Genomic DNA, 23,733 nt, shown 5'->3' with positions numbered 1-23,733 from the left:
GAAACAGTAGATCCCGTAGCCTGGCTGCATCTGCTTGCCCGATGGATTCTCATGGTTTTCCCATCAACCCAGAATGAATCGGACATGAAATCTGAACTAGCTGTGAGGTTCAGGGACATTGTTTAGTCGGGCGAAGGGTGCGCAGCCAATCGCTGAGTGGTGTCGGTGGTGGTTGTAGAAGTGGAGCCAGCCGGGCAGAGCCAGGCGTCGCTCGGCGTTTGAACCGTAAAACTTGGCATAAGCCCACCCGCCCCCGAGTGTGCGGTGGAACCGCTCGATCGTCCCGTTCGTCTGCGGCTGATAGGAAGGTGCTCGCTTGTGTCTGATGCCAAGCCGAGCGCAGAAGTCCCTCCAAAGGTGGGATCTGTAGGCCGACCCGTTGTCGGATAGGACTCGCTCGACGGTCACGCCCCGTTCAGCGAACCAGGCCACAGCGCGTTCGAGAACTCCCACCGCTGTGCTTGCCCGCTCGTCCATGCAGATCTCTGCACACGCGGCTCGGGGGTGGTCGTCGATCACTGTGTGAACGAACGCCGTTCCGGTCCGCGGCTTGTGGTCTTTGCCTCTGGGCAGTCCCGGAGTGGCGGTTCTGTTCCGTGCGCCTTGCTGCCGACCAACGTAACGATGTCCACCACCGTCGGGGATATTCCCGAACTTCGTGACATCGACATGGATCAACGATCCCGGATAAGGGTGCCCATGTCGCCGCAAGGGCTCACCAGTGACACGATCGATATGGGAGAGGCGGTTCACGCGGCAACGGGCGAGGACCGCGTGAACCCTGGACGCCGGGAGACCAAGTCACGCAGCGATCTGGGCTGGACCAGCCGAAGTCGCAAGCGCAGATTGATGATCTGCTTCTTCTTGGCATGCTCGGGCGTCCTGCCTGGACTGCAACGCGGCCTGCTGGAGCGATGCTGCATCCCATGCCCACCCTCTTCCCGTCAACGACCGGCCCCCTTCCGGGCAGTGATCGGAGAGAGCATATACATCTTCGCTGCCATCCTGGCCGGATAGCCGTCTTCAACAATCAGACGGGCTATCCGGAGATGGGTACGAGGCGTGAGCAGCGCATTTGGATCAGTCATCGATTGGCCTCCGCAGTGGTTTCCAAAAGCGTGTGCCGGCTCAGCACCATGGTCAAGAGCGCGGCCGCCGCCAATGCCGCGGCCACCCAGACCGGCGCGAGCACCCCCAACCCTGCCGCGAGCCCGAACGCGCCAAGCACAGGACCCGCCGCGGCACCGAGGTTCAATGCCGCGGTTGCGTACGAACCGCCCATCGATGGAGCAGCCGACGCTGCATACAGCACACGCGTGATCAAGGTGCTGCCAATGCCGAACGACAGGAAGCCCTGAACGAAGACGAGGACGATAAGCGCAACGGGATGCGACGCGACCAATGCCAATCCGATCCATCCTGTCAGCAGCAGCGGGCCGCCGACTGCAAGCACGACGCCGGGGCGTTGATCTGACAGTCGCCCAGCGATCGTGACGCCAAGGAATGATCCGACGCCGAACATCACCAGTGCGAAGGACACCCACCCATCAGCCATCCCCGCAGTCTCGGTCACTACGGGGGCGAGGAAGGTGAACGCCGCAAAGGTCCCTCCGTTGATCAGCGCTCCAAGTGCCATGGCCAGGATGAGCCGCGGCTTCGCCAACTGGCTGAGCTCGGCACGAAGCCTTGGCGAGGACCCGGCAGTTGCGGTCTGACCGGCATTGTTCGTGATCCCTCGAACGACTCCGAAGACCGCCGGAATACAGAGGATGGCGACTGCCCAGAACGTCGTTCGCCAGCCCAACGCTGTGCCGAGCAGAGACCCAGCGGGGACACCCGCGACGGTTGCGATCGTCGTGCCGGAGAGCAGGATCGACAGTGCACGCCCCTTCTGGTTCGCTGGCACGAGAGTAGTGGCCGTGCTCAGTGCTACGGCGAGGAATCCTGCGTTTGCAAGAGCGCTGAGCACCCGGGTGATGAGGAGGAGAGCGAACACGGGTGTCATCGCTCCGATGACGTGGCTTCCCGCGAACACGAGAAGGCAGACGATCAACGTGAGCCGCGGTGGCCAACGGCGAGCGAATGCCGCCATCACTGGCGCGCCGATGACCATACCGATCGCGAAGGCCGAAGTCAGCAGGCCCGCCGTGCCGACCGAGACGTCAAGCTCGGTCGCGATCGCGGGGAGCAATCCCGCGAGCATGAATTCTGAAGTGCCCATGACGAAAACCGCCAAGGCAAGCATGTAGAGAGCAAAAGGCATCGAGTACTCCGAGGTGAGAAATCAAGAAATGGTTCTTCTTGTCACCACGGCCAGCACCCCGGGTACGCCAGACATACGCCCACACAGATCGTGGGCGTCGTAACTACTGGTTGAAGGGGCTGGCGGTATGACCGACAACCCCGGACTTGTCTGACTCGGGACTCGACATATCCCGAACTCTACAGCGCTCGACTGCGCGTGGTGTGGATAGACACGTCCCTAATCGGCACGACGTCGTTGCGCGCGGGGGCAGAACACTGTCCCTGGACATCACAACTGGCTCTGGAAGCGGCAACGATCTGCCCGCAGCTGCGGCGAACAGCAAGCACGGCTGTGGACCTTGGAAATGCGGTCCGTTCCGGCGTACATACGAAGCCTAGCGACGGGCAGTCCGCGGCAGACCAAACAAACTACTGACTAGGCCGGAAGCTAAGTTCAAAAAGCTCTCCTCTGAGCCTGAAAATTAGCTGAGAACCCAGGGGCACCCCTCCCGGTCGTAGACCAAGTGGCCTAGATTTAAAGCACACTCCGCTTCTCAACGACGGCGAACCTTGCCTGCTGGCAGACTCATCGGCAATCTGCGAAGTGGCGTGACTTATGGGGTGCACTCGAGAGTTACGAACAAAGTGGAGGTAGTACTAATGCCAGGACGTATAGTCAGGTCCAAGACTGCTGAACGTGTCGCCGAACTCCTGGGGTCGCGCGAAGGACGCTCCCATCTGAGCGAGTACGGGTGGATCCAAGGAATGCCCGTGATCATTGCACAACTCAACGAGCCGGTAGACGACGTCATGGGCCTCGCTTCCGTTCACAATTGCGCTGTTCTCGTGGCGATACTGGACGCCCAGGGCGAGCAGCTTCGTTTCATCCATGTCTCGCCTCCCAACGGTGCTCTTCGGATCGTCGATGAGACTCCTGCGAATACCCGGATCTGCACGCTCTTCGAGCAAGCGGAGGAAAACGGCATGCTGGCCTTCCGAGTTCGGTATTGGACCCACACGGCAATTGCCAACGCCCTGCCAGTCTTCACCCCGGAAGAACAGTGGCCGGTGGCGATGACGCGCAGCTAGCTGCCGGGGCACTGGAGGCCCCGCCCAGGTGCCGCTGATTCAACGGCTCGCTGCTAACCGCATATAGGCCATTTTCGACTGACGGTCCTGGCTTACCCGGAATTCTCCGGGGAAGCCAGGACCGCTGCCGCAATCCCCTGTCTTAGCGCCCAGCGATCTTCACCAGCTTGTGGTTGATGAATTCGTCCATGCCGTACTTGCCCAGCTCGCGGCCGATGCCCGAGCGCTTCACGCCGCCAAAAGGCAGCTCAGGGTAGGAAGCCGAAGGCTCGTTGACGGCCACCATGCCGCTTTGCAGCTGCACGGAAACGCGCTCTGCGCGTTCCATGTCCTGGGTGTGGATGGAAGCTCCCAGCCCGTAGTCGGTGTTGTTGGCCAGGGCCACGGCTTCTTCTTCGCCATCTACCTTGTAGAGCACGGCGACCGGGCCGAAGAGCTCCTCGGAGAAGGCACGCATCTCGGGGGTCACCCCGGCAAGGATGGTCGGCTCGTAGAATGCGCCCTCGCCCTGGATCGGCTTGCCTCCGGCCAGGACCTGGGCACCCTTGTCGATGGCGTCCTGCACCTGTGCGGCCAAGCCGTCGCGGGCCGCGGCCGAGGACAGCGGGCCGAGGAAGTTCTCCGGCTGGGCCGGGTCGCCCACCTTGATTCCGGCCACCTGCTCCACCAGCGCCTGGGAGAAGTCCTCGTAGACCGAGGAATCGATAATGAAGCGCTTGGCCGCGTTGCAGGCTTGGCCGGTGTTCCCGAAGCGGGCGCGCATGCCCAGCTTGGCGGTGCGCGCCACGTCCGCGTCGTCGAAGACCACGAATGGATCCGAGCCGCCCAGTTCCAGCACCACCTTCTTCAGGTTGCGCCCGGCAATCTCTGCCACGGCCGCTCCGGCGCGCTCGGAACCGGTCAGGGATACTCCCTGCACCCGGCGGTCGGCGATGATGTCCGCGACCTGGTCATTGGTGGCGAAGGTGTTCACATACGCGCCTTGCGGGGCTCCTGCTTCCTTGAAGATCTCCTCCATGGCCAGCGCCGACTCCGGGCACTGCGGCGCGTGCTTGAGCAGGATGGTGTTGCCGTTCATCAGGTTCGGACCGGCGAAGCGTGCCACTTGGTAGTACGGGAAATTCCACGGCATGATGCCCAGCAGCGCGCCGACCGCTTCCTTGCGCACCAGCGCCTTGCCGCCCGAAGCGATCTCCAGCTCCTCGTCGGCCAGGTACCCCGGGCCGTTCTTGGCATAGTAGCGGTAGATCGCCGCCACGATGCCGATTTCCCCCAGCGACTGCTTGATGGGCTTGCCCATCTCGCGGGTGATGATCGCGGCCAGCTGATCGGCGCGTGCCTCGTAGCTGTCAGCCACCCGCTCCAGCAGGGCGACGCGTTCCTGAAGCGCGGAGACCGACCACTGGGTGTAGGCATTGTGCGCCTCGGCGATGGCATCCTGGATCTGCGCATCGGTGGCAGTCGGGTAGGTTGCTTCGACTACGCCGGTGGCGGGATTGGTAACGGCATAAGTGGACATGGTGCTCCTTCGAAGATTCGCTTGTTGGACACTTAGCGCCCAGTCTTCCAGCTCCCGTCGCCAATGCCCCGGACTGTTCGGGTATTGGCGTGTTCGCCACGGAAACTGCCGCTGCTCCTCCAAAGCCGCGGACTGGGCCGCAGCAGGGATTGCAGTACTGCTGGACTCCTCGCAGCTGCGCCGGGTGGTGCGCTGGACGCTCGGGATCCGGCTCGATCCTACTCGCTTGCCTCCTGCTTTCCTGGAGCCTCCGAGCTGTCGCCACCGAACCTGAATGCTTCCTGCGCATTGGCCGCGATCCGTGACCTGCGGCGCGCTCTTGCCTAGCGTCGTAGGCAACCAGCAGCGCTCCGCACGGACTGCGGAGCCGGATGCGCGGCCACCTGCCGCGCCACCCGCAGCTGACGACAGCAGCAGAGGAAGGGAAGACATGAGCACCAACGATCACACCAGTTCGAATCCATTCCCCGATGACCCGCGCAGCACCCCGCTACCCGGAACCGTCCGCCACGGCTTGAAAGATCCGGATCCGTTGACCGAGCCGCAAACCGACCTGTTCCCGTCGGGCACTGTCGAACCGGTACCGGCCGACGCGCATGATTCCGATGACCGGCAGTCCGCAGGAAGCGGCAGTACGTCGGGCAAAGCGCAGGCAGCCCAGGATCTGGCGCGCGAGGGCCAGGAATCCGCCACCCACGTGCTTGACAGCGCCAAGCAGGAAGCCTCGATGCTCGCTGAGCAGGCCAAGGACCAGGCCACCCACCTGTGGGATGAACTCGGCTCCGACCTGAAGGAGCAGACCTCCGCGCAGCAGCGGAAGGTCGCGGCCAACCTGCGCGACATCAGCGATGAGTTCCGCGCCATGCTCGACCAGTCCAGCGCGAGCGGAACCGCCTCCATGCTGGTGGACCAGGCTTCGCATCACAGCGGACAGGCCGCCGATTGGCTCGAACAGCGCGAGCCGCACGACTTGCTGGATGAGGTCAAGGGATTTGCACGCAAACGCCCTGCCGCCTTCTTGGGGCTGGCGCTGGGCGCCGGCCTGCTGGCAGGACGCATGACCCGGAATGCCAGCGAGCCGAAGAAAGGCACAGGGCGCCGCGACCAGGAGCCACGCCCCGGCACCACCAGCGCACCGAACGCAGCGGCCGGAGATGGACCGGGGCCGGTGCGGGTTGACCCGTCCTTCCACGGAACCACCCGCGTGGATTCTGCAGGCAACCCGGTCCATGCCGATTCGGTGGACGTTGACCCGCTGCGCTCCTACCCTCCTGGGGATCCGCGCAGCACCGACTACCGCTAGGAGCATTCGATGACTCACACGACGCCAGATCCCGATTCCGATTCCGCAGAACATGAACGCAGTTCCCTCGGCGCCCTGTTCAATGACCTGACCCAGAACGTATCGCTGCTGGTTCGCCAAGAGATCGAGCTGGCAAAGACGGAGTTGAAGGAGTCGGCCAGCTCCGCCGGCAAGGGTGCGGGCATGTACGCCGGTGCCGGTGTTGCCGGCCATTTCGTCTTGCTGTTCCTTTCCGTTGCGGCTTTCTTCGGATTGTCGCTCTGGATTGGCTACGGCTTCTCGGCCTTGGCGGTCGCCGCCCTCTGGGCGGTGATCGGTCTGGTCTTGGCAAGCGCAGCCAAGAAGAAGATGCAAGAGATCAAGGGACTGCCTAATACCGCCGAGACAGTCAAGAGGATCCCATCAGCTTTTATTCCGAAGGATGATGCACCATGAGCAAGAATTCAGAAGAACTCCGCGCGGAAATCGCCCAGACACGAGGCGACATGCAACAGGATGTGGATGCGATTGCCGACAGGGTCAGTCCCAGCCACATTGCCCACCGACAATCCGAAAAGGTCAAGGACTCATTCAGGAAGGTGAAGGACTCCGTCATGGGAACCGGTGAATCAACAAGCGACCAGCTGCACCACTACAGTGAAGACGCCGCGGAAGCCGTCAGGGACGCACCGCACAGGGTGGTGGAGCAGACCAAGGGCAATCCGCTGGCCGCCGGAATCATCGCCTTCGGGGCAGGACTGCTGGCCTCGTCGCTGCTTCCGGGGACCCAGAAAGAAGCCGAGCTGGTCCAGCGGGTCAAGGACAAGGCAGAACCGCTGGCCGAAGAGGCCAAGGATGCGGCGAAGCGGATTGCCGAAGACCTGCGGGAGCCTGCGCGGCAGGCCGCCGAGGACCTGCGGGATTCCGCGCAGGAATCCGTGCAGACCGTGAAATCCGAAGCCAACTCCGAAGCCGAGCATCTGCACGGCGAAGCGAAGGACACGGTCAAGGAGATGGGTAACGGCTCCTGATCCCTAGGCGCGGCAAGAGGCTGGTGCGTGCAATCACTGATTGGAACCACCAGCCTCTTGCTCTGCCCGGTAGGCGCTGAGCCAGTCGGGGAATCCACCGTGATTTAGCTAGCTAAGCTAAATAACCACTAGGATGAGTCCATGGAGAATCCCAAATGACTCAGTCTGCTTTGCCTACGCAGCTGGTATGGTTCCGCGATGATCTGCGCACCAGCGATCACCCAGCGTTGGATGCCGCGCTTTCTTCCGGTCCGGTGATCGCGGTGTATGCCCTGGACCAGGAATCTGCCGGCATCCGCCCGCTGGGCGGCGCGGCCAAATGGTGGCTGCATCAGGCGCTGGAGGACCTTCGCAGATCGCTGGAAAAACTGGGAATCCCGCTCATCCTGCGCCAAGGGCAGGCCGCCGGGATCATCAGCGAACTCGTGCACGAAGGCAACGTGCAGACCGTGCACTGGAACCGCCGCTACGGACACGCCGAACGCGCCGTCGACATGCAGATCAAGCAGGACCTCCACGCGCGAGGCGTCCACGCCCACAGCTACAGCGGGACGCTCCTACATGAGCCCTGGGAGCTGCTGACCAAGAACAACACCGGCTACAAGGTCTTCACGCCCTTCTACAACGCGTTGCGCGACAGCGAGATCCGGCCTCCGTTGCCCGCGCCACAGGCACAAGAACCCCTCCCGGACACTAATCTTCCCGCCAGCGACGAGTTGGAGAGCTTGGAATTATTGCCGGCTTTGGACTGGATTGACGGGCTCGCCGCGCAATGGGAACCCGGAGAAGCATCTGCGCGCCAGCGCCTGGAGCAGGTGCTGGAATCGATCGCCGAAGACTACCCGGAGCACCATGACCGCCCCGATCTGGACGGAACGTCTGCCCTCTCCCCCGCCTTGCGCTGGGGGCATGTCAGCGCAAGCCAGATGTGGGAGGCGCTGGGCCGTCTGGCCGCCGTAAATCCCGAGGCTTCCGACGGTGCCACCGCGATGCGCCGCCAGCTCGCCTGGCGGGATTTCTGCTGGCACCTGTACTACCATCACCCGCAGCTTCCGGAGCGGAATCTGCGTGCGCAGTTCGATCATTTCGACTGGGCCTGGCCTGAGGCAGACCCGCAGGCCGCGGAATATATGAGCTGTTGGCAACAAGGACGCACCGGTTTCGGTCTAGTGGACGCCGGCATGCAGCAGCTTTGGCAGACCGGATGGATGCATAACCGGGTGCGGATGGTGGCAGCCAGCCTGCTGGTCAAGAACCTGCAAGTGCATTGGAAGGTCGGCGAGCGCTGGTTCTGGGACACCTTGGTAGATGCGGATCTCGCCAGCAATACTGCCAATTGGCAGTGGGTCGCTGGAAGCGGCGCCGACGCGGCACCGTACTTCAGGGTGTTCAACCCGGAACTGCAGGCCAAGAAATTCGATCCCCAGGGAAGCTACACGGCTCGATTCGCGCCGCTGGCCGCGGAGCCCATTGTGGACCTGAAGCAATCGCGGCAGGCTGCATTGGATGCTTACGAGCAGATGAAACTCAGCTCATAGTCGCGAAGCGTCTGGCAGCGCGAAGATGAAGCCCGCAGATCCACGATGACCTGCTATTCGCTGTTTCGGCCCAACGCATCTTCGGCTCGCTCTCTCAACGCATCAGCTTCCTTGCCGAGGGATCCAGAGCCTCCCCAACCGAACACCAATGCGAAAACGCCTACCGCATCCTTGGGTGCCTCCGGTGCCGGCAAATAAGTCCAATCAAGACCAATCCGCCTTCCGTCCTTCTCCGAAGAACTTCTACAGGGTTCCTTCCGGAACCCGCAGAACTCGACACGGACTAGAATCCGTGTCCCAGGAAGGACTGATTGCCATGCGCACATCGCCTAACCGCTTGCTCGCAACGATTTTCGGGGCCGTGTACCTCCTTGTCGGCCTGCTCGGGTTCCTTGTCACTGCCGGCGTGGATTTCTTCGCAACAGAGGGCGGGAAGCTGATCATTTTCGAGGTCAATCCACTTCACAACGTCATCCACCTGGCCATCGGCGCAGCACTGCTCATCGCTGGGCTCGGATCCGTGCGTGCTTCCAGGCTCGCCAACACCACGGTGGGCGCCGTCTACCTCCTGGTTGGCATCCTCGGCCTCTTCTTGGCCTCTACAGCACTGAACATCATTGCCCTGAACGGTGCGGATAACGTCCTGCACCTAGCCAGCGCGATTGTCCTGCTGTCGGTAGGCCTGTCCCAGGACCGGACGTCAGCAGCCCATACTGCACGGTCATGATTTCCCACGAGGCCATGGAGCCTGCCACCGAACCTGCCACGCAAGGGCGAGATGCAGTTGCGGGCTCCGTTACCTTCGGCGGCCTCTATGCCGGGATCGCTGGACTGGGAGTCGCGGCGCTGGCCGCGGCCTCCTCCGCCAGCCTGGCATCGGCATTCGGCGACGGGTCCGCCTCAGCACCGTGGTGGGCGTGGCTCGGCGCGATAGCATCCGCGGCCTGGGCCGGGGTGGCGCTGGTGTACGCCGTTGCCAGCCTGCTGAAGGCAGCGGCCCCTGCCGTGAAGCTTGCGGTCCCCTGCCTGGCGCTCGTCTCCTCCGTGCATTTAGCCAGCATTGTTGCCGGTCTTTGGGGGTTCCCGGAGGGAGCGAAGAATCTGGATCTCACTATTGCTTCCTTGCTGCTGCTTGAACTGTCGGTGCTGGCGGTCTTCGTGTGGCAGCGCAAGCGGCGGAAGAACTATCCGCACCGGGCAGTGCGTTCCAGCAGCCTAGTTGTCCTCGGGAGCATGTTTGCCGGTTCAGTTGCGGTTGCGGCGGTTGCCAGTTTGGGGTTGGCAGCTTCGTCCGCCGGAGAACTGGCGGTACCGCATTCCGAGCACGGCACTCATCATTCGGGAGACATCGACCCGGGAATCATTGGGAAAATGAAACAGGCAGAACACCACCACTAGCCGCAGCCAGGGGGCCAGTGCCAGTGATCCAACTGGCCCCGATAGCTGCAGGCTAGGCCCGCGGATCAACAATGATCTTCACGTGTTCCTCATTGTTGTTGATCAGCTGGTCGAACCCTTCGGAAACCAGCTCGTCGAGCCCGATGCGCCCGGTGATGAACGGGGCCAGGTCCAGTTTGCCGCTTTGCACCAGGGCAATGGTGTCCGGATGGTCATTGGCGTAGCCGATGGTGCCGCGCAGGTCGATTTCCTTCAAGACCAGCTTGGGCATGTCCACTTGCGGCTTATGCCCCCAAATCGAAACGTTGACGATCACCCCGCCGGGAGCCACCGCGTCCAGGAGCATATCCAGCACCACCGGGACCGAGGAGCACTCGAATCCGGCATCGGCCCCGCGTCCTCCGGTCGCCTCGCGCACCTTGTCCGCCACGTCCCCGTCCCTCGGATCAAAGACCTCGTCGGCAACCCCGGTTTCCCGCGCCTTGGCCTTGCGGGCCTCGGAGAGTTCCGAGATGTAGACCGTCAGCCCTTTGGCCTTAAGCACCGCTGCGGTCAGGAGGCCGATCGGGCCGGCACCGCCCACGATGGCTATCTGCCCTGCCTGGACGCCGGAGCGGACGAAGGCGTGGTGGGCCACCGACAGCGGCTCGATCAGCGCGGCCTCATCCAGGGGAATCTTGCCGATCGGATGCACCCAGCGGCGTTCCACGACAATTTTCTCCGATAGCCCTCCGCCGCGACCGCCCAGGCCGATGAAGTTCATGTCCTCGGAGAGCTGGTACTGCTGGCCCTTGCCGGTGTCCACATCTTCATGGATGATGTACGGTTCCACCACGACGTGCTCGCCGACTTCAAGTCCGGTGACGCCCTCGCCCAGGGCGGTAATGGTTCCGGAGAACTCATGGCCCATGGTCACCGGCGCGCTCTCTCCCGAGATCGGGTGCGGATGCCCGGCCGGCGGGATGAAGATCGGGCCCTCCAGGTATTCGTGCAGATCGGTGCCGCAGATGCCGCACCAGGCCACGTCGATGGCCACCGTTCCGGGCTTCAGCACCGGCTCATCGATGTCCTCGATCCGGATGTCCTTCTGGCCGTAGTACCGTGCTGCGCGCATGGCTCCCCCTCGATTCTTCTGCCTGTTGCCGACCGGCCCGATCCCGGCCGGCCATTCCAGCTCCAAGCTACTGCGGCAGCCAAGGTTTGGGAACCGTTGCAAGAGGTTTCATCCGATGGCACCGGCAAGCCATCCAGCCAAAGCCCAGCCAGCAGTGCGCGGCCTGTTCGCGGCGCACAATGGACTATGGACATCATGTCGGCGGCGCAGCGTTCGGCGCTCATGTCGCGCATCTCCAGCAAGAACACCGGACCGGAACTGGTCCTGCGCCGGTTGCTGCATGCCGCCGGGTACCGCTACAGCGTGCACGGCGTCCTGCCCGCACGGCAAGTTGCCCAGCTGCGTGCTGCGCATCCCGGCATCCCGCTGCGGGGCGGAAAGCTTCCCGGATCCCCGGATCTGGTCTTCAGCGCCCGGCGCAAGGCCATCTTCGTCAACGGCTGCTTCTGGCACGGCCACGACTGCCCGGTGGGCCAGCGGCGCCCCGCATCCAATACCGGGTACTGGAACCCCAAGCTGGATGCCAACATCGCCCGGGACCAGCGCAATCGCGATAGCCTGGCGGCACTTGGCTGGGAATCGCTGACGCTCTGGGAATGCGAGCTGAAGGCGATGGATGGCGTCTTGGACAGGGCAGCAAGTTTCCTCGGACCGGTACGGATCCTGCCGGGCAGCCCCGGCGGGCAGGACCCGTCCCAGGGCACCGGAGTTGGCTAAGATCAAAGAGTCCGCCCGATCTGCCCGCAGCGCACCTGCCCGTTCCCCGAGGTCCATGAAAACCAGCACGTCCCGCTTCGAAGTCCCGGTACTGCTGGGAACCCAGACGCTGTTCAATATCGGCTTCTACGCCGTGGTTCCCTTTCTTGCCGTAGTGCTGGCCAACGACTTCCTGTTGGCAGGCGCCGCGGTGGGCCTGATCCTGGGCATCCGGACCTTCGCCCAGCAGGGCCTCTTCCTGGCCGGAGGCAGCCTGGCCGATCGCTTCGGTGCCCGGCGCATGATCCTTATTGGCTGCGCAGTGCGCGCCGCCGGGTTCCTCACGCTGGCCGCCTCGCTGTCCTTGGGCGACCCGAAGCTCTGGTTGTTCATCCTTGGTACATTGCTCACCGGATTCGGCGGGGCGCTTTTCTCTCCGGGCCTGAGCATTCTGGTGGGCGCTGCCCAGAGCGCGCGCGACAGGGGCCAACCCACGGGAGCCAAGCGGGCCACGCTCTTTGCCTGGCTGAGCGTCACCGGAGAAATCGGCGCGGTGGCCGGACCGTTGGTGGGAGCGGCACTGTGGGACTGGGGGTTCGCGGCCGTTGCAGGTTTCGGGGCAATCTTCTTCATCGCCATCGGACTGTTCCTGGCTGCGGCATTGCGCCGCTACGCTCCGGAAGGCACTTCACCGGATCATGCCGGGCCACGAGCCAAGCGGCAGGCCCGGCCTGGCAGCCTGCGCCGATGCCTGGCGGACCGGAAATTCGTGGCCTTCTGCGCCTTGCATGCCTCTGACCTGCTGGCATACAACCAGCTCTATTTGGCCATTCCCCTGGAATTGGAACGCACGGGTCTGCCCACCCAGTGGCTGGGACTGGTTTTCGCGTGGATCTCCGTGCTGACCCTGGGCTTGCAATTGCCCATCGCATGGCTCGCCGCACGGATCGGCGCGGCAGCGACCCTGCGTTGCGGATATGTCTCCAGCGCCCTGGGTTTCGGCGTACTCGCCTTTCTCCCCGCCACGGCTTTTGGCGAGAATACCGCTGCGGTACGCATCTTGTGCGCGGTCACCCTGCTGGCCTTGGGGCATATGAGCGTGCACCCTGCAGCTCTTTCGCTCGTTCCCGGATTCGCCGGACACCGGGGTACCGGATCCTACTTCGGCTTGCTGTCCAGTTGCGGCGGCCTGGCGGTGCTACTGGGGAATTTGCTGGTGGGCTGGCTCTTGTCCCAGGCCGGCCAGGGCCACGTCCCCGGATTCCTGCCGTGGCTGGTTCTCATCATTCCGCTGGTCGTTGCTTCTTGGCTTGGCGCATCGCTCGTGAGGCGCTCAGGCCTGCAGACCCAGGGTGCGTGAACTGCGACACATGACGCGCTGCCCTCGCAGAATTTCCACGGGGCACCCCAAGTTTGCACTACTCAGCTTCCACTCTTTCCAGGCTCTCTGCGGGGGCTTTTCCTCCGCTTTCCCTGCCGGGTCATAATCAGCAAAACGAGGCAACTAATTAGGGTACGCTTACCGAGGCTCTATTGCATTAGATGCCAATCCATCACGTAATACCGAAGGATTTCCATGAAACTTGGACGATTGAGCGTTGCCGCAGGTTTTGCGGCCATTGCCCTGGCGCTGACCGCCTGCAGCTCCACCTCTGCGAGCTCCGCCCCGGAACAAGCCGCGGACTCGGAAGCCCGCGTGGTCGTGGCCAATTTCCGCGCCCCGGTATCCAACTGGGCGTTGGAAAGCGACGACGCCTATGTGCTCTCCATCGCCGGTTGCTTGGAAACCCTGGCCAAATACAACCAGAGCACCAAAACCGTTGAACCGATGCTCGCTGCTTCCTGGAAGCAGTCCTCGGATACCGAATGGGATTTCGAGCTGCGCAAGAACGTACTGTTCCAGGATGGCACCGCCATGGATGCCAAGGCCGTTGCCGGCTCGCTGAACCACGTCCTTGAGGCCACCGCTCCAGCCCGTGCGGTGAACCCCAAGACCATCAAGAAGGTCCAGGCCCTCGACGCTGATACCGTGCGCGTCACCACACCCGCCGCGGATCCGTTGCTGCCCTACCGCATGGCCAGCGTGAACGCCGGAGTGCTTTCCCCTGCCGCGTACACCGGCAAGGGCATCGACCCGATGAAGCACTGCACCGGACCATTTGCCCCGGTCTCCGAAAAAGCCGGGCAGTCCCTGACCTTGGACCGCAACGCGAATTACTGGGACGGAGAGGTGAAGCTGGCCGGCGGCGAAATCCGCTACATCACCGAAGGCGCCACCCGCGCCACCCAGGTCCAGACCGGAGAAGCGGACATTTCCATGTCCATCCCGACCACCAGCCTGGCGGCGCTGGAAGCCGATAGCAAGATCAGCGTGCTCAAGGCCGACTCGCCTCGCACCTCGACCTTGTACCTGAACAACTCGCGCGCTCCATTCGAGAGCAGGGAGCTACGCAAGGCCGCCACCATGGCCCTGGATCTGCCGGCCATGGCCGCCAGCATCTACGAAGGCGCAGCGCAGCCTGCCACCGGCCCCTTCGCCCCGAGCGAGCCCTGGGCCAACCCGGATCTGGCCGTACCGCAGGTGAATATCGAAGAAGCCAAGAAGCTGGTGGAAGCTTCCGGATACCAGCAGGACAAGCCGCTGGAAATCATTGCGATCACCGAACGCGCGGAGTTCGCCGGCGTGGGGGCCATCATCCAGGAGCAGCTCAAGCAGATCGGCTTGCAGGCCAATGTGGTGACCAAGTCCTACGGCGCCGCAGAACCCGATGTGCTGGCCGGCAACTACGACATGATCCTCAGCCAGCGCAACCGGATGATCGACATTGCCGATCCGATCGGTTTCCTGCAGTCCGACTACACCTGCGAGGGCGGCTACAACCTGAGCCACTACTGCAACAAGGACTACGACCAGCTGATCGGCCAGGCACTGGCAGAGAAGGACGAGGCCCAGCGCCACGACCTGTACCGCCAGGCAGGGGATCTGCTCGCCGACGACGCCGCGAACCTCTGGCTGGTCAACGAGCAGGCTATCGACGGCGTGGGAGCCAAGGTCCAGGGCTATGTCCAGGACCCGCTGACCCGCTACGTGCTGACCAAGGATCTGGCGAAGACCAGCTAGCGTGTCTCCTCTAGCCATCATGCTGCGCCGGGCCATTGGACTCGGCGCAGCAGTTCTGCTCTCATCCTTCGCGGTATTCCTGGTCCCCTTCGTTTCCCCCGGGGACCCCGTGCGGTCCTTGCTGCGCGCCCGCATGGACATCGGGGCCGCCGACGAGGCAACGGTGCAGGCCTACGCACAGCAATTCGGCCTGCACGACCCGATGCTGGTGCAGTTCGGACGGTGGCTGGGCCGCTTCGCCACTGGAGACATGGGCATCTCGCATATCAGCGGCACCCCGGTAGCCGACCAGGTGCTGCCGGCTATTGGCGTCACCCTGTCCTTGGCCGGCAGCGCCCTGGTGGTGGCCATCGCCGTGTCCATTGTCCTGGGAGTGCTTTCGGCCACCCGTGCCGGGAGGTGGCCCGATAGGCTGATCACCTCTGCGACCCATGCACTGATCGCGATCCCCGAATACGCGCTGGCTCCCCTGTTAGTCCTGCTCTTCGCGGTGCGTTGGTCATTGCTTCCCTCTGCCGGTTTCGATTCCCCTGCCTCGTTGGTGCTCCCGGTCTTCATTCTGGCCTTGCGCCCCATCAGCTTCTTCACCGTAGCGGTGCGTTCGGGGGTGTGCCAAGCTTTGGACTCCGAGCATGTGCTGGCGGCCCGTGCCCGCGGGCTGAGCAGCACCCAAGCTTTGGTTCGCCATGTGGTTCCCCATGGATTGCTGCCGTTGTGGACCATGGTGGGTGTCTGGTTTGCCGGGTTGCTGGGCGGGTCGGTCATCGTGGAAGTCATCTTTGCCATTCCCGGAATGGGCCGGCTGATCTTCGACTCCATTGTTGATGCCGATATCCCGGTAGCCCAGGGCGGCGTGGTGGTGGTAGTGACCTGTGCCGTGGTGGTGACCGGAATCGTTGACTTGGTGCACAAGATCAGTGATCCCAATGTGAGGATTGGTGTACGACATGGCTAGGAATCATTCCAGGGAAATCCTGCTTTTCCCTCCCGCGTTCATCTTGCTGGCGGTGGTCGTCCTGACCATCGCCGCTCCGTGGATTTCCCCCTACAACCCCGACGCCCAGAACCTGGCGGACCGGTTGCAAGGTCCCAGCCTGTCCCACCTGCTGGGCACCGATGCCCTGGGCCGCGACACCTTGAGCAGGGTGCTGCACGGTGGCCGGTTCTCGCTATCGGTAGCACTGATCACCACGCTGTTCGCACTGCTGGTTGGCACCGCACTGGGCCTGCTCAGCGCGGTGCGCGGCGGGTGGCTGGATGAGCTCTTCCTGCGCGTGAACGACTTGCTGCTCGCGCTGCCCGAAATCGTGATTGCGCTGCTGATCATCGCGGTCATGGGTCCCGGATTCTTCACCATGGTGCTTTCCGTGGGCGTCGTGGCATGGACTCCCACCGCACGGTTGGTGCGTTCCATGGCGGCCCAGGCGTTATCCACCCACCATGTCGAAGCCTCCAGGCATGTCGGCGCTTCGCGCTGGTTCATCCTGCGCCACCACGTCCTGCCCTTCGTGGCTGGACCGGTGCTGGCCCAGGCGGCATTGCGCTTCGGGCTGCTGCTGGTATTGCTCGGCTCATTGTCCTATCTGGGCATCGGCGTCCAACCGCCGCAGTCCGACTGGGGTTCAATGCTGGCCGAAGCCCAGCCTCATGCCATCCGCTCCCCTTGGGGCCTGATTGCGCCGGGCGCGGCCATCTTCCTGGTCAGCTTCTGCGTCACCTTGCTGGGCAATCGAATCACCCACGTGCTGGGCGGGCAGGACGTGCTGGCCACCGAAGCCAAGGCGGAAGCCCATGACTAGAGAACTTGAATTCATTGATCTTTCGGTCAGCTCCGGCGATCAGCGATTGCTTTCCGAAGCACGCGGCGCCCTGCGAGCCGGCGAATTGGTGGCGGTTGTCGGACGTTCCGGTTCCGGCAAGACGCTGCTCACCAAGGCGATCATCGGCCTGCTGCCCCAGCAGCTGCGTGCAGAGGGCCAGATCCTGCTTGACGGCCAGCGCCTTGACCAGCTGGGCGAGAAGGCCATGGACTCGGTGCGCGGACGGCGCATCAGCATGCTGTTCCAGCAGCCCAAGCGCGTGATGAACCCGCGGCTGACCATCCGCGCGCATCTGCTTGAAGCCCTGGGAGCCCACGGCTGGGGCAAAGCCCGCCAGCACGAGCAGCAGGTGCTGTCCTTGCTCGAAGAAGTAGGCCTGTCCCCTGCCCAGCAGATTGCCGGCCAGCGCCCGGACCAGCTTTCCGGCGGGATGGCCCAACGCGCCATGCTGGCCATCGCCTTGGCCGCTGACCCGGAGTTCATTTTGGCTGATGAACCAACGTCATCCTTGGACTCGATTCTCAAGGCCGAAGTGCTGCAATTGTTGCGCCGCAAGCAGCAGGAACGTGGCGTGGGCGTCCTGTTCATCACCCACGACATCGCCAGCATCCAGCACATCGCCGACCGCGTCGTAGTAGTCAGCGACGGGCAAATTGTGGACCAGTGCCCCACCGCGCAGATCTTTTCCAGGGACCGTCACGCCAAGACACGCGAGCTGGTGGAAGCCAGCTTGCCTCCCCTGCGCACGCCACGCGTTATGGATTCCGCATGCTTGCTGGAAGCGGTGGATGCGGGCAAGAACTACACGCGCCGCGCGAAGGGACCGGCAGCATTGAAGCCCACAAGCTTGCGCCTGCACGGCGGCCAGGTCCTGGGAGTGGTGGGCCGCTCCGGTTCGGGCAAGAGCACCTTCGCCAGGCTGCTGGCCGGGTTGGAAGAGCCGACGACCGGACAGATCATCGATACGCACCACAATGGCGAAGCGACGCGGGTGCAGGTGATCGCCCAGGAACCGTACTCGTCCTTCGATCCCCGGCTTTCGATCCGCACGTCGATGAGCGCGGCGGTGCACCGGCTGCCGGCAATCCAGGCCGGCGAACGCATGACGCAAGCCATGGCCCAGGTGGGATTGGCCGAGCAATTACTGGATCGCCGGCCCGGCCAGTGCTCCGGCGGCCAGCTCCAGCGCCTGGCTATCGCGCGGGCGCTGCTGACCGAACCCCAGGTATTGATCTGCGATGAGTCCACCTCGGCACTGGATTCGGTAGCCCAGCGCCACGTCCTAGACCTGCTGCTTGATTTGCGCGAGCACATGGGGCTGAGCCTGGTGGTCATCTCCCACGACATGGACGTGATCCGCTACGTGAGTGACGACGTGGCAGTGTTCTACGAGGGCAAGCTGGTGGAGCATCGTCCGCTCAACGAGTTCCTGGGCAATGCGGAACATCAGCACAGCAAGGATCTCGTGGCCGCGCTGGACCTCACCGCAGCGGTTCCTTCCGCCGGCTGATTTCTGCTCGCGTAAGAAAACCCGGAACTCTTGTGCCCTGACTTGGACCGCTTATAGATTGATGGACTATGACCGACAGTTCGCAGAAGAATCCGTCCATCACCCGCCGCTTGCCATTGCTGGCCCTATGCGCAGCCTTGTTCCTTGCAGGCTGTTCCGCTCCAGCCCCGGATTCCGGCGACGCCCAGGAGCCAGCTTCCGAGAGCACCCGGCTGGCCAGCGTAGCTGAAGCCGGAACGCTGAAGGTCTGCACCACCGGGGACTACCGGCCGTTCACCTATCTTGACCCGGACACCGGGCAATGGTCGGGAATCGACATCACGATGGCCAAGAATCTTGCCGAGTCGATGGGCGCAGAGCCCGAGTTCATCCAGACCTCCTGGAAGGACTTGATGCCGGACTTCCTCTCCGAATGCGATATCGCCGTGGGCGGGGTATCCATTTCTATGGAACGCGCCCAGCAGGCCTACTACAGCGAAGCCACCCTGGACGAGGGCAAGACGCCCATCACCTTGTGCGAGAACGTGCAGAAGTACGACACGGTCAAGGAAATCAACCAGCCCGGGGTCCGTTCCATCACTCCGATTGGCGGGACCAACGAGAAGTTCGCCGACGCGAACTACCCGAAGGGCGAGATCATCCGTTTCGAGGACAACAACAAGATCTTCGATGAGATCATTGCCGGGCGTGCCGACGTGATGACCACCGACGCCTCGGAGACCCGCTGGGTGGCCAACGAGCACCCCGAGCTGTGCGCGGTGCACCCGGATCAGCCATTCAATTTCTCCCAGAAGGCGTACCTGCTGCCGCTGGGCGATGACGAGTTCCAGGAATACGTGAACCAGTGGCTGAACATGGCCAAGAACGATGGGACTCTCGCGGCTGCCGAGAAGCCCTGGTTCGGATAGCCGCCGCCAGAACATGACAATAGGCCAGCGGCCACGCCCCGAACTTTCTCGGGGCGTGGCCGCTGGCTTCTTCTTTTCCTTGTACTGGCACAAGCCAGGAACTGCTAATGCATGTGGCTGCCACCGTTGATGTCAATGGTGGTGCCGGTCAGGTAGGAAGCACCTTCTGAGGCTAAGAAGCCAATGACCGATGCGACTTCCCCAGTGGCTGCGGTGCGCCCAATGGGGATGCCCGCGGCAATGGCCGCCTCCTGCTCGTCGGTGCTGCCAACACGGATGTTGGTATCCACAGCGCCCGGCGCAATCGCATTGACGGTGACGCCGCTGGCCGAGATTTCGCGGGCCAGCGCCTTGGTGAACCCGAGGATTGCCGCTTTCGCCGAGGAATAGGGGACTTTGCCGAAGACTCCGCCGCCCCGCTGGGCAGAGACAGAGGACATGTTGATCACACGTCCCCATCCGCTCTCGATCATTTCCGGCAGGAATGCCTTAGTCACCAGGTACGTGCCCGTGGCGTTGACGTTCATGATCTTGTTCCAGATCTCCAAAGTCGTATCCAGGAAATCCACCGGGGAGGTAATCCCCGCGATGTTCACGACGGCACCGGTAGGAGGCAGTTCCCCCGCGGCGACGCGGGCTGCCACCGCCGCCTGGGCCGCGGCGACCGAGGATTCGTCGGCAACGTCGATCTGGTGGCCGAATGCCGGCACGCCAAATTCCTCTGCAATCTCCGTGGCTACGCGCTCGGATGCGGAGTGGTCCAGATCCAGAATCGCTATGCCCCAGCCTTCCCGGGCCAGGTGCCGGGCGGTTTCGATGCCGATCCCCTGTGGCGAGGTGGCACCGGTTAGTACTGCAGTGCGCTGGGTTTGATTCATCGGATTCCTGCTTTCAATACGGCCCGCCCGAACAACGATGAGGCGAACTTGGTGGTTGCGGTGCTCTGCTCTGGACAAACGCACCAGAAGTTTGTGGTGCACACCACGATAGTTTTGTTTACTGTTGACAGTCAACTGTTAAATTTTCTCTTGACAGAACTTGTGCCGTCGCTCACACTTCTATTAGTGTTGACTGTCAACAATGAAAATTGCCCGCATCCCACAACTCACGAAGGGAGCCACTCATGAGCAGCGAAGCTCTAGAAATGCGTGGCCCGATCCACGGCACCAAGGACGCCAAGCGCGTCGCGATAGGCTCCAGCGTTGGAGCCACCATTGAAACCTACGATTTCATCGGCTTCGGCACCGCGGCCGCCCTGTATTTCGGACACGTATTCTTCCCCGGCGCTGACCCGCTCACGGGAACGCTTGCATCCTTCGCCACCTTGGGCGTAGGTTTCGCTGCCCGTCCCTTGGGCGGGATCATCGGCGGCCATCTCGGTGACAAGATCGGGCGCAAGCCGGTGCTTGTCACTTCGCTGATCGTCATGGGTCTTGCCACATTCTTCATCGGCGTGCTGCCCACCTACGAGCAGGTCGGCGTGCTGGCTCCAGCGCTTCTGGTCTTCGTGCGCATCGTCCAGGGCCTGGCCTTCGGCGCCGAATGGGGCGGGGCAATCCTGATGACCTACGAACACGCGCCATGGAAGCAAAAGGGCAGGTTCACCGGGATTGTCCAGTCCGGATTCCCGGTAGGGCTGCTGCTGGCCAATCTGGTGTTCCTGGTCAGCGTGCAGTTGCCTGGCGACTGGGGATGGCGTGTTCCGTTCCTGGCCAGCCTGCTGCTGGTGATCGTGGGACTGGTCATCCGTTCGAAGGTCCCGGAGTCCCCGGTCTTCGATGATGTGAAGAAATCAGGGCAGATCGTCAAGTCGCCGATCAAGGATGTCATTCGCACCGACTGGCGCAATATCCTGCGCGGCATCGGGCTTCGCATTGCCGAGACCGCGGGCTACGCGGTCTCCATCACCTACATGATTTCCTACCTGCACACCACTGGCTTGGCCGCGAACTGGCAGACGCTGACCGCCTTGAGCATCGCCTCGGCCATCGGCATCTACGCGACCTACCGCTGGGGCCGGCTCACCGACCGCGTTGGACGTCGCTCCGTCTACCTCTTCGCTTGCGCCTTTGCCGCGCTCTTCGGCATTCCGATGTTCCTCATGGTCAACACCGGCTCGTTCCTGATGATCATTGCCACGATCGTGATCTCCTATGCCATCTGCCAGAACTCCATGGCAGGTGCCCAGGGGGCCTGGTTCCCGGAGCTCTTCCAGGCCAAGACCCGCTCCTCCGGCGCCTCACTGGCTTACCAGATTTCGGCCATGGTTTCCGGTTTCACCCCGTTCATCACCACTTTGCTTTTCATGCAGTTCGGCTGGATGGGCCCGGCCGCGCTCTTCATCGGCTACGCGCTAATCGGCCTGTGGGCGGCTCTGGTGACCAAGGAAACCTGGGGCCCTCGCGAACGCCACCTTGCTGACCAAGCCATCGCCGAGAATCCGCAGGCAAGTTGCGTCTGACCCCGGGCAGCCACCCCGAACACCGACCCGTTGAATTCCCGAAAGGACATCCCATGGCAATTGCAGCCACCGAAGACCAGGCGCTGAATCTGGACCAGCGCACCAAAAGGGTCCACGACGCCGCGTACCGCATCCGCCACCACTCGCTGAATATGGGCGAGGTGCAGGGCCAAGGTTACGTCGGGCAGGCATTGGGCGCCGCGGACATGTTCGCCGCCGTCTACGCGGACCAGCTGGACTTCCGCCCGGCAGAACCGGACTGGGAAGACCGCGACCGCTTCCTGCTTTCCACCGGCCACTACGCCATCGGCTTCTATGCCGCACTGGCCGAAGCGGGAATCATCCCGGTGGAAGAGCTGGAAACCTACGGTTCGGACGATTCCCGGCTCCCGATGTCCGGAATGTCCACCTACACCCCCGGCATGGAGATCTCCGGAGGCTCCCTGGGGCACGGCCTGTCCATCGCAGTGGGCATGACCCTGGGACTGCGCCACCAGAACAGGACCCAGCGGGTGATCAATTTCCTCTCCGATGGCGAACTGGATGAAGGCTCCACCTGGGAAGCGGCCATGGGAGCCGCCCACCACCAGCTGGGCCAGCTGACCGCCATGGTGGACATCAATGCCCTGCAGGCCGATGGCGCGACCGCCGGGGTGCTGCGCACCGAACCGGTCACCGAGAAATGGGAAGCCTTCGGCTGGTACGCCCAGCGGATCAACGGCAATGACCCGCGAGCGCTGCTGCAGGCCTTCGACAACATCGCGGCCCAAGCGGCCCTCGCCTCGCGCCCCTCGGTCATCCTGTGCGACACCAAGGTAGGCCGCGGCGTTCCGCTGCTGGAAAACCGCGAGAAAGCCCACTTCATGCGCATTGAAGACAACGAATGGCAGATCTGCCGCGACCAACTCACCGAAGGCTTCGAAGGGAGCAACTCCTAAATGTCTGCCACCGCTAAACCACGACTGAAAACCTCGGCCATGATCGCTTCCTTCGCGGAGCCGGGCCAGAAGACCGCGCCAGCGCCTTTCGGCCATGCCCTGGCCAAGGCGGCCGACCAGGATCCGCGCATCGTGGGCCTGACCGCCGATCTGGGCAAGTACACGGATATGCACATCTTCGCCCAGCAGCATCCCGAACGCTTCTTCCAGATGGGCATGGCCGAGCAGCTGCTGTTCGGAGCCGCCGCGGGATTCGCCGAAACCGGGATGATCCCCTTTGCTTCCACCTATTCGGTGTTCGCGGCCCGACGGGCCTATGACTTCCTGTGCCTGGATATCGCCGAGCCGAACCTCAATGTGAATATCGTGGGCGGCCTGCCCGGGCTGACCACCGGCTATGGCCCGAGCCACCAGGCCACCGAGGACATTGCCATTTTCCGCGGGATGCCGAACCTGACCATTGTGGATCCCTGCGACTCGGTGGACATCGAGCAATCGGTGCCGCAGCTAGCGGCCTGCGAAGGGCCAACCTACCTGCGCCTGCTGCGTGGCAAGGTGCCTACCGTCCTGGATGAATACGACTACAGCTTCGAATTGGGCAAGGCAAAAGTACTACGCGGCGGACGTGACGTCGTCTTCGTCTCCAGCGGCCTGATGACCATGCGCGCGCTGGATGCCGCGAAGGAACTGGCCAAGCACAACGTGGATGTTTCGGTGGTGCACTCCCCCACCATCAAGCCCTTCGACTCGGAAACAGTCCTGAAGGAGGTTGGAGGGGACCGCCTGGTGGTCACGCTGGAAAACCACTCGGTCATCGGCGGGTTGTTCGAGACCCTGGCCTCCACCATGATCCGCGGCGGGGTTTCCTCTAAGGTCGTTCCCATCGGCCTGCCCGATGAATTCTTGGACGCAGGCGCGTTGCCGACACTCCATGACCGCTACGGGTTGTCGATCAGCGCAATTGTGTCCAAGGTCCTCTCCGAACTCGGCTAGCTCGCCGGGTAATCCACCAGAACGATCGCCTTTGGCGGGTGCGTTGCTCTCGACGCACCCGCCAAAGGCGC

The 23,733-nt window shown here is 63.1% G+C and carries 22 protein-coding genes and 1 pseudogene; 17 read left to right on the top strand and 6 right to left on the bottom strand.

The features are described 5' to 3' along the window. Positions 1–96: 96 nt before the first annotated feature. The 3 genes and pseudogenes from AC1Z36_RS04710 to AC1Z36_RS04700 all read right to left on the bottom strand — a co-directional run bounded on the left by AC1Z36_RS04710 (position 97) and on the right by AC1Z36_RS04700 (position 2,338). Positions 97–1,088, bottom strand: a pseudogene (locus AC1Z36_RS04710) (IS481 family transposase). Next, entirely contained in the window at positions 1,085–2,263 is a 1,179-nt protein-coding gene (locus AC1Z36_RS04705) for a Cmx/CmrA family chloramphenicol efflux MFS transporter (protein ID WP_483561760.1), read from the bottom strand. Before AC1Z36_RS04705 ends, AC1Z36_RS04710 begins: the two are co-directional and overlap by 4 nt. Before the next feature lie 21 nt (positions 2,264–2,284). Then, entirely contained in the window at positions 2,285–2,338 is a 54-nt protein-coding gene (locus tag AC1Z36_RS04700; RefSeq protein ID WP_124770126.1) for a chloramphenicol resistance leader peptide, read from the bottom strand. 677 nt (positions 2,339–3,015) lie between these two features. On the opposite strand from AC1Z36_RS04700, the gene AC1Z36_RS04695 reads away from it, so the two are divergent. After that, entirely contained in the window at positions 3,016–3,333 is a 318-nt protein-coding gene (locus AC1Z36_RS04695; RefSeq protein ID WP_483561759.1) for a hypothetical protein, read from the top strand. A 142-nt stretch (positions 3,334–3,475) separates the two neighbouring features. On the opposite strand, the gene AC1Z36_RS04690 is transcribed toward AC1Z36_RS04695, so the two are convergent. Beyond that, the gene (locus tag AC1Z36_RS04690) at positions 3,476–4,852 is read right to left on the bottom strand and encodes an NAD-dependent succinate-semialdehyde dehydrogenase (protein ID WP_483561758.1); all 1,377 of its coding nucleotides are present in this window, start codon (positions 4,850–4,852) and stop codon (positions 3,476–3,478) included. 430 nt (positions 4,853–5,282) lie between these two features. Between AC1Z36_RS04690 and AC1Z36_RS04685 the strand changes: the two genes are divergently transcribed. The 6 genes from AC1Z36_RS04685 (at position 5,283) to AC1Z36_RS04660 (ending at position 10,101) form a co-directional block, all read left to right on the top strand. Then, positions 5,283–6,155: a hypothetical protein gene (locus AC1Z36_RS04685; RefSeq protein WP_483561757.1), complete on the top strand. Its 873-nt coding sequence runs from the start codon at positions 5,283–5,285 to the stop codon at positions 6,153–6,155. A 9-nt stretch (positions 6,156–6,164) separates the two neighbouring features. Continuing rightward, complete coding sequence (locus AC1Z36_RS04680) at positions 6,165–6,590, top strand: phage holin family protein (RefSeq protein ID WP_105656065.1); 426 nt, start codon at positions 6,165–6,167, stop codon at positions 6,588–6,590. Further along, complete coding sequence (locus AC1Z36_RS04675; RefSeq protein WP_105656064.1) at positions 6,587–7,165, top strand: DUF3618 domain-containing protein; 579 nt, start codon at positions 6,587–6,589, stop codon at positions 7,163–7,165. The genes AC1Z36_RS04680 and AC1Z36_RS04675 overlap by 4 nt, the downstream gene beginning before the upstream one ends. A gap of 155 nt (positions 7,166–7,320) precedes the next feature. Beyond that, complete coding sequence (locus AC1Z36_RS04670; RefSeq protein ID WP_181148758.1) at positions 7,321–8,703, top strand: cryptochrome/photolyase family protein; 1,383 nt, start codon at positions 7,321–7,323, stop codon at positions 8,701–8,703. A 316-nt stretch (positions 8,704–9,019) separates the two neighbouring features. Then, the gene (locus AC1Z36_RS04665; RefSeq protein ID WP_105656372.1) at positions 9,020–9,430 is read left to right on the top strand and encodes a DUF4383 domain-containing protein; all 411 of its coding nucleotides are present in this window, start codon (positions 9,020–9,022) and stop codon (positions 9,428–9,430) included. Continuing rightward, positions 9,427–10,101 (top strand): hypothetical protein, encoded by a 675-nt coding sequence (locus AC1Z36_RS04660; RefSeq protein ID WP_105656063.1) that lies wholly within the window; start codon positions 9,427–9,429, stop codon positions 10,099–10,101. Before AC1Z36_RS04665 ends, AC1Z36_RS04660 begins: the two co-directional genes overlap by 4 nt. Before the next feature lie 52 nt (positions 10,102–10,153). Here AC1Z36_RS04660 and AC1Z36_RS04655 read toward each other — a convergent pair whose 3' ends face one another. After that, positions 10,154–11,215, bottom strand: coding sequence for a 2,3-butanediol dehydrogenase (locus tag AC1Z36_RS04655; protein WP_105656062.1), 1,062 nt, complete (start codon positions 11,213–11,215; stop codon positions 10,154–10,156). Positions 11,216–11,401: 186 nt separating this feature from the next. Between AC1Z36_RS04655 and AC1Z36_RS04650 the strand changes: the two genes are divergently transcribed. The 7 genes from AC1Z36_RS04650 (at position 11,402) to AC1Z36_RS04620 (ending at position 19,270) form a co-directional block, all read left to right on the top strand. After that, complete coding sequence (locus AC1Z36_RS04650) at positions 11,402–11,932, top strand: very short patch repair endonuclease (protein WP_219844105.1); 531 nt, start codon at positions 11,402–11,404, stop codon at positions 11,930–11,932. A 55-nt stretch (positions 11,933–11,987) separates the two neighbouring features. Continuing rightward, positions 11,988–13,271, top strand: coding sequence for an MFS transporter (locus tag AC1Z36_RS04645; RefSeq protein WP_181148757.1), 1,284 nt, complete (start codon positions 11,988–11,990; stop codon positions 13,269–13,271). Between the two features lie 216 nt (positions 13,272–13,487). Beyond that, positions 13,488–15,032: an ABC transporter substrate-binding protein gene (locus AC1Z36_RS04640; protein ID WP_105656060.1), complete on the top strand. Its 1,545-nt coding sequence runs from the start codon at positions 13,488–13,490 to the stop codon at positions 15,030–15,032. Position 15,033: 1 nt separating this feature from the next. Next, positions 15,034–15,987, top strand: coding sequence for an ABC transporter permease (locus tag AC1Z36_RS04635; RefSeq protein WP_286134035.1), 954 nt, complete (start codon positions 15,034–15,036; stop codon positions 15,985–15,987). Further along, positions 15,980–16,831 (top strand): ABC transporter permease, encoded by an 852-nt coding sequence (locus tag AC1Z36_RS04630; protein ID WP_286134034.1) that lies wholly within the window; start codon positions 15,980–15,982, stop codon positions 16,829–16,831. Before AC1Z36_RS04635 ends, AC1Z36_RS04630 begins: the two co-directional genes overlap by 8 nt. Next, positions 16,824–18,362 carry an ABC transporter ATP-binding protein gene (locus AC1Z36_RS04625; RefSeq protein ID WP_105656058.1) on the top strand — a complete coding sequence of 513 codons (1,539 nt, stop codon included), beginning with the start codon at positions 16,824–16,826 and terminating at the stop codon, positions 18,360–18,362. The genes AC1Z36_RS04630 and AC1Z36_RS04625 overlap by 8 nt, the downstream gene beginning before the upstream one ends. Positions 18,363–18,430: 68 nt before the next feature. Further along, complete coding sequence (locus AC1Z36_RS04620) at positions 18,431–19,270, top strand: transporter substrate-binding domain-containing protein (RefSeq protein WP_181148756.1); 840 nt, start codon at positions 18,431–18,433, stop codon at positions 19,268–19,270. Positions 19,271–19,374: 104 nt separating this feature from the next. On the opposite strand, the gene AC1Z36_RS04615 is transcribed toward AC1Z36_RS04620, so the two are convergent. Beyond that, entirely contained in the window at positions 19,375–20,148 is a 774-nt protein-coding gene (locus AC1Z36_RS04615; protein ID WP_105656057.1) for an SDR family NAD(P)-dependent oxidoreductase, read from the bottom strand. Positions 20,149–20,393: 245 nt separating this feature from the next. Here AC1Z36_RS04615 and AC1Z36_RS04610 point away from each other — a divergent pair, with 245 nt between their 5' ends. The 3 genes from AC1Z36_RS04610 to AC1Z36_RS04600 are packed head-to-tail and all read left to right on the top strand — an operon-like array spanning position 20,394 to position 23,662. Beyond that, the gene (locus tag AC1Z36_RS04610; protein ID WP_105656056.1) at positions 20,394–21,731 is read left to right on the top strand and encodes an MFS transporter; all 1,338 of its coding nucleotides are present in this window, start codon (positions 20,394–20,396) and stop codon (positions 21,729–21,731) included. A 53-nt stretch (positions 21,732–21,784) separates the two neighbouring features. Beyond that, positions 21,785–22,669: a transketolase gene (locus tag AC1Z36_RS04605; protein ID WP_105656055.1), complete on the top strand. Its 885-nt coding sequence runs from the start codon at positions 21,785–21,787 to the stop codon at positions 22,667–22,669. After that, entirely contained in the window at positions 22,670–23,662 is a 993-nt protein-coding gene (locus AC1Z36_RS04600; protein WP_105656054.1) for a transketolase family protein, read from the top strand. It abuts the gene before it with no gap. Positions 23,663–23,733: the final 71 nt, after the last annotated feature.

The sequence above is a fragment of the Glutamicibacter sp. BS14 genome (genome assembly GCF_056934375.1).
Note: the sequence above shows the minus strand (reverse complement) of the source record. Positions and strands in the feature narration are given on the sequence as shown.

What these genes read in the sequence shown, in the direction of transcription:
- AC1Z36_RS04705 (WP_483561760.1), bottom strand. Translation starts at nt 2,263, where the DNA reads ATGCCTTTTGCTCTCTACATGCTTGCCTTGGCGGTTTTCGTCATGGGC.
- AC1Z36_RS04690 (WP_483561758.1), bottom strand. Translation starts at nt 4,852, where the DNA reads ATGTCCACTTATGCCGTTACCAATCCCGCCACCGGCGTAGTCGAAGCA.
- AC1Z36_RS04685 (WP_483561757.1), top strand. Translation starts at nt 5,283, where the DNA reads ATGAGCACCAACGATCACACCAGTTCGAATCCATTCCCCGATGACCCG.
- AC1Z36_RS04680 (WP_105656065.1), top strand. Translation starts at nt 6,165, where the DNA reads ATGACTCACACGACGCCAGATCCCGATTCCGATTCCGCAGAACATGAA.
- AC1Z36_RS04675 (WP_105656064.1), top strand. Translation starts at nt 6,587, where the DNA reads ATGAGCAAGAATTCAGAAGAACTCCGCGCGGAAATCGCCCAGACACGA.
- AC1Z36_RS04670 (WP_181148758.1), top strand. Translation starts at nt 7,321, where the DNA reads ATGACTCAGTCTGCTTTGCCTACGCAGCTGGTATGGTTCCGCGATGAT.
- AC1Z36_RS04665 (WP_105656372.1), top strand. Translation starts at nt 9,020, where the DNA reads ATGCGCACATCGCCTAACCGCTTGCTCGCAACGATTTTCGGGGCCGTG.
- AC1Z36_RS04660 (WP_105656063.1), top strand. Translation starts at nt 9,427, where the DNA reads ATGATTTCCCACGAGGCCATGGAGCCTGCCACCGAACCTGCCACGCAA.
- AC1Z36_RS04655 (WP_105656062.1), bottom strand. Translation starts at nt 11,215, where the DNA reads ATGCGCGCAGCACGGTACTACGGCCAGAAGGACATCCGGATCGAGGAC.
- AC1Z36_RS04650 (WP_219844105.1), top strand. Translation starts at nt 11,402, where the DNA reads ATGGACATCATGTCGGCGGCGCAGCGTTCGGCGCTCATGTCGCGCATC.
- AC1Z36_RS04645 (WP_181148757.1), top strand. Translation starts at nt 11,988, where the DNA reads ATGAAAACCAGCACGTCCCGCTTCGAAGTCCCGGTACTGCTGGGAACC.
- AC1Z36_RS04640 (WP_105656060.1), top strand. Translation starts at nt 13,488, where the DNA reads ATGAAACTTGGACGATTGAGCGTTGCCGCAGGTTTTGCGGCCATTGCC.
- AC1Z36_RS04630 (WP_286134034.1), top strand. Translation starts at nt 15,980, where the DNA reads ATGGCTAGGAATCATTCCAGGGAAATCCTGCTTTTCCCTCCCGCGTTC.
- AC1Z36_RS04625 (WP_105656058.1), top strand. Translation starts at nt 16,824, where the DNA reads ATGACTAGAGAACTTGAATTCATTGATCTTTCGGTCAGCTCCGGCGAT.
- AC1Z36_RS04620 (WP_181148756.1), top strand. Translation starts at nt 18,431, where the DNA reads ATGACCGACAGTTCGCAGAAGAATCCGTCCATCACCCGCCGCTTGCCA.
- AC1Z36_RS04615 (WP_105656057.1), bottom strand. Translation starts at nt 20,148, where the DNA reads ATGAATCAAACCCAGCGCACTGCAGTACTAACCGGTGCCACCTCGCCA.
- AC1Z36_RS04610 (WP_105656056.1), top strand. Translation starts at nt 20,394, where the DNA reads ATGAGCAGCGAAGCTCTAGAAATGCGTGGCCCGATCCACGGCACCAAG.
- AC1Z36_RS04605 (WP_105656055.1), top strand. Translation starts at nt 21,785, where the DNA reads ATGGCAATTGCAGCCACCGAAGACCAGGCGCTGAATCTGGACCAGCGC.
- AC1Z36_RS04600 (WP_105656054.1), top strand. Translation starts at nt 22,670, where the DNA reads ATGTCTGCCACCGCTAAACCACGACTGAAAACCTCGGCCATGATCGCT.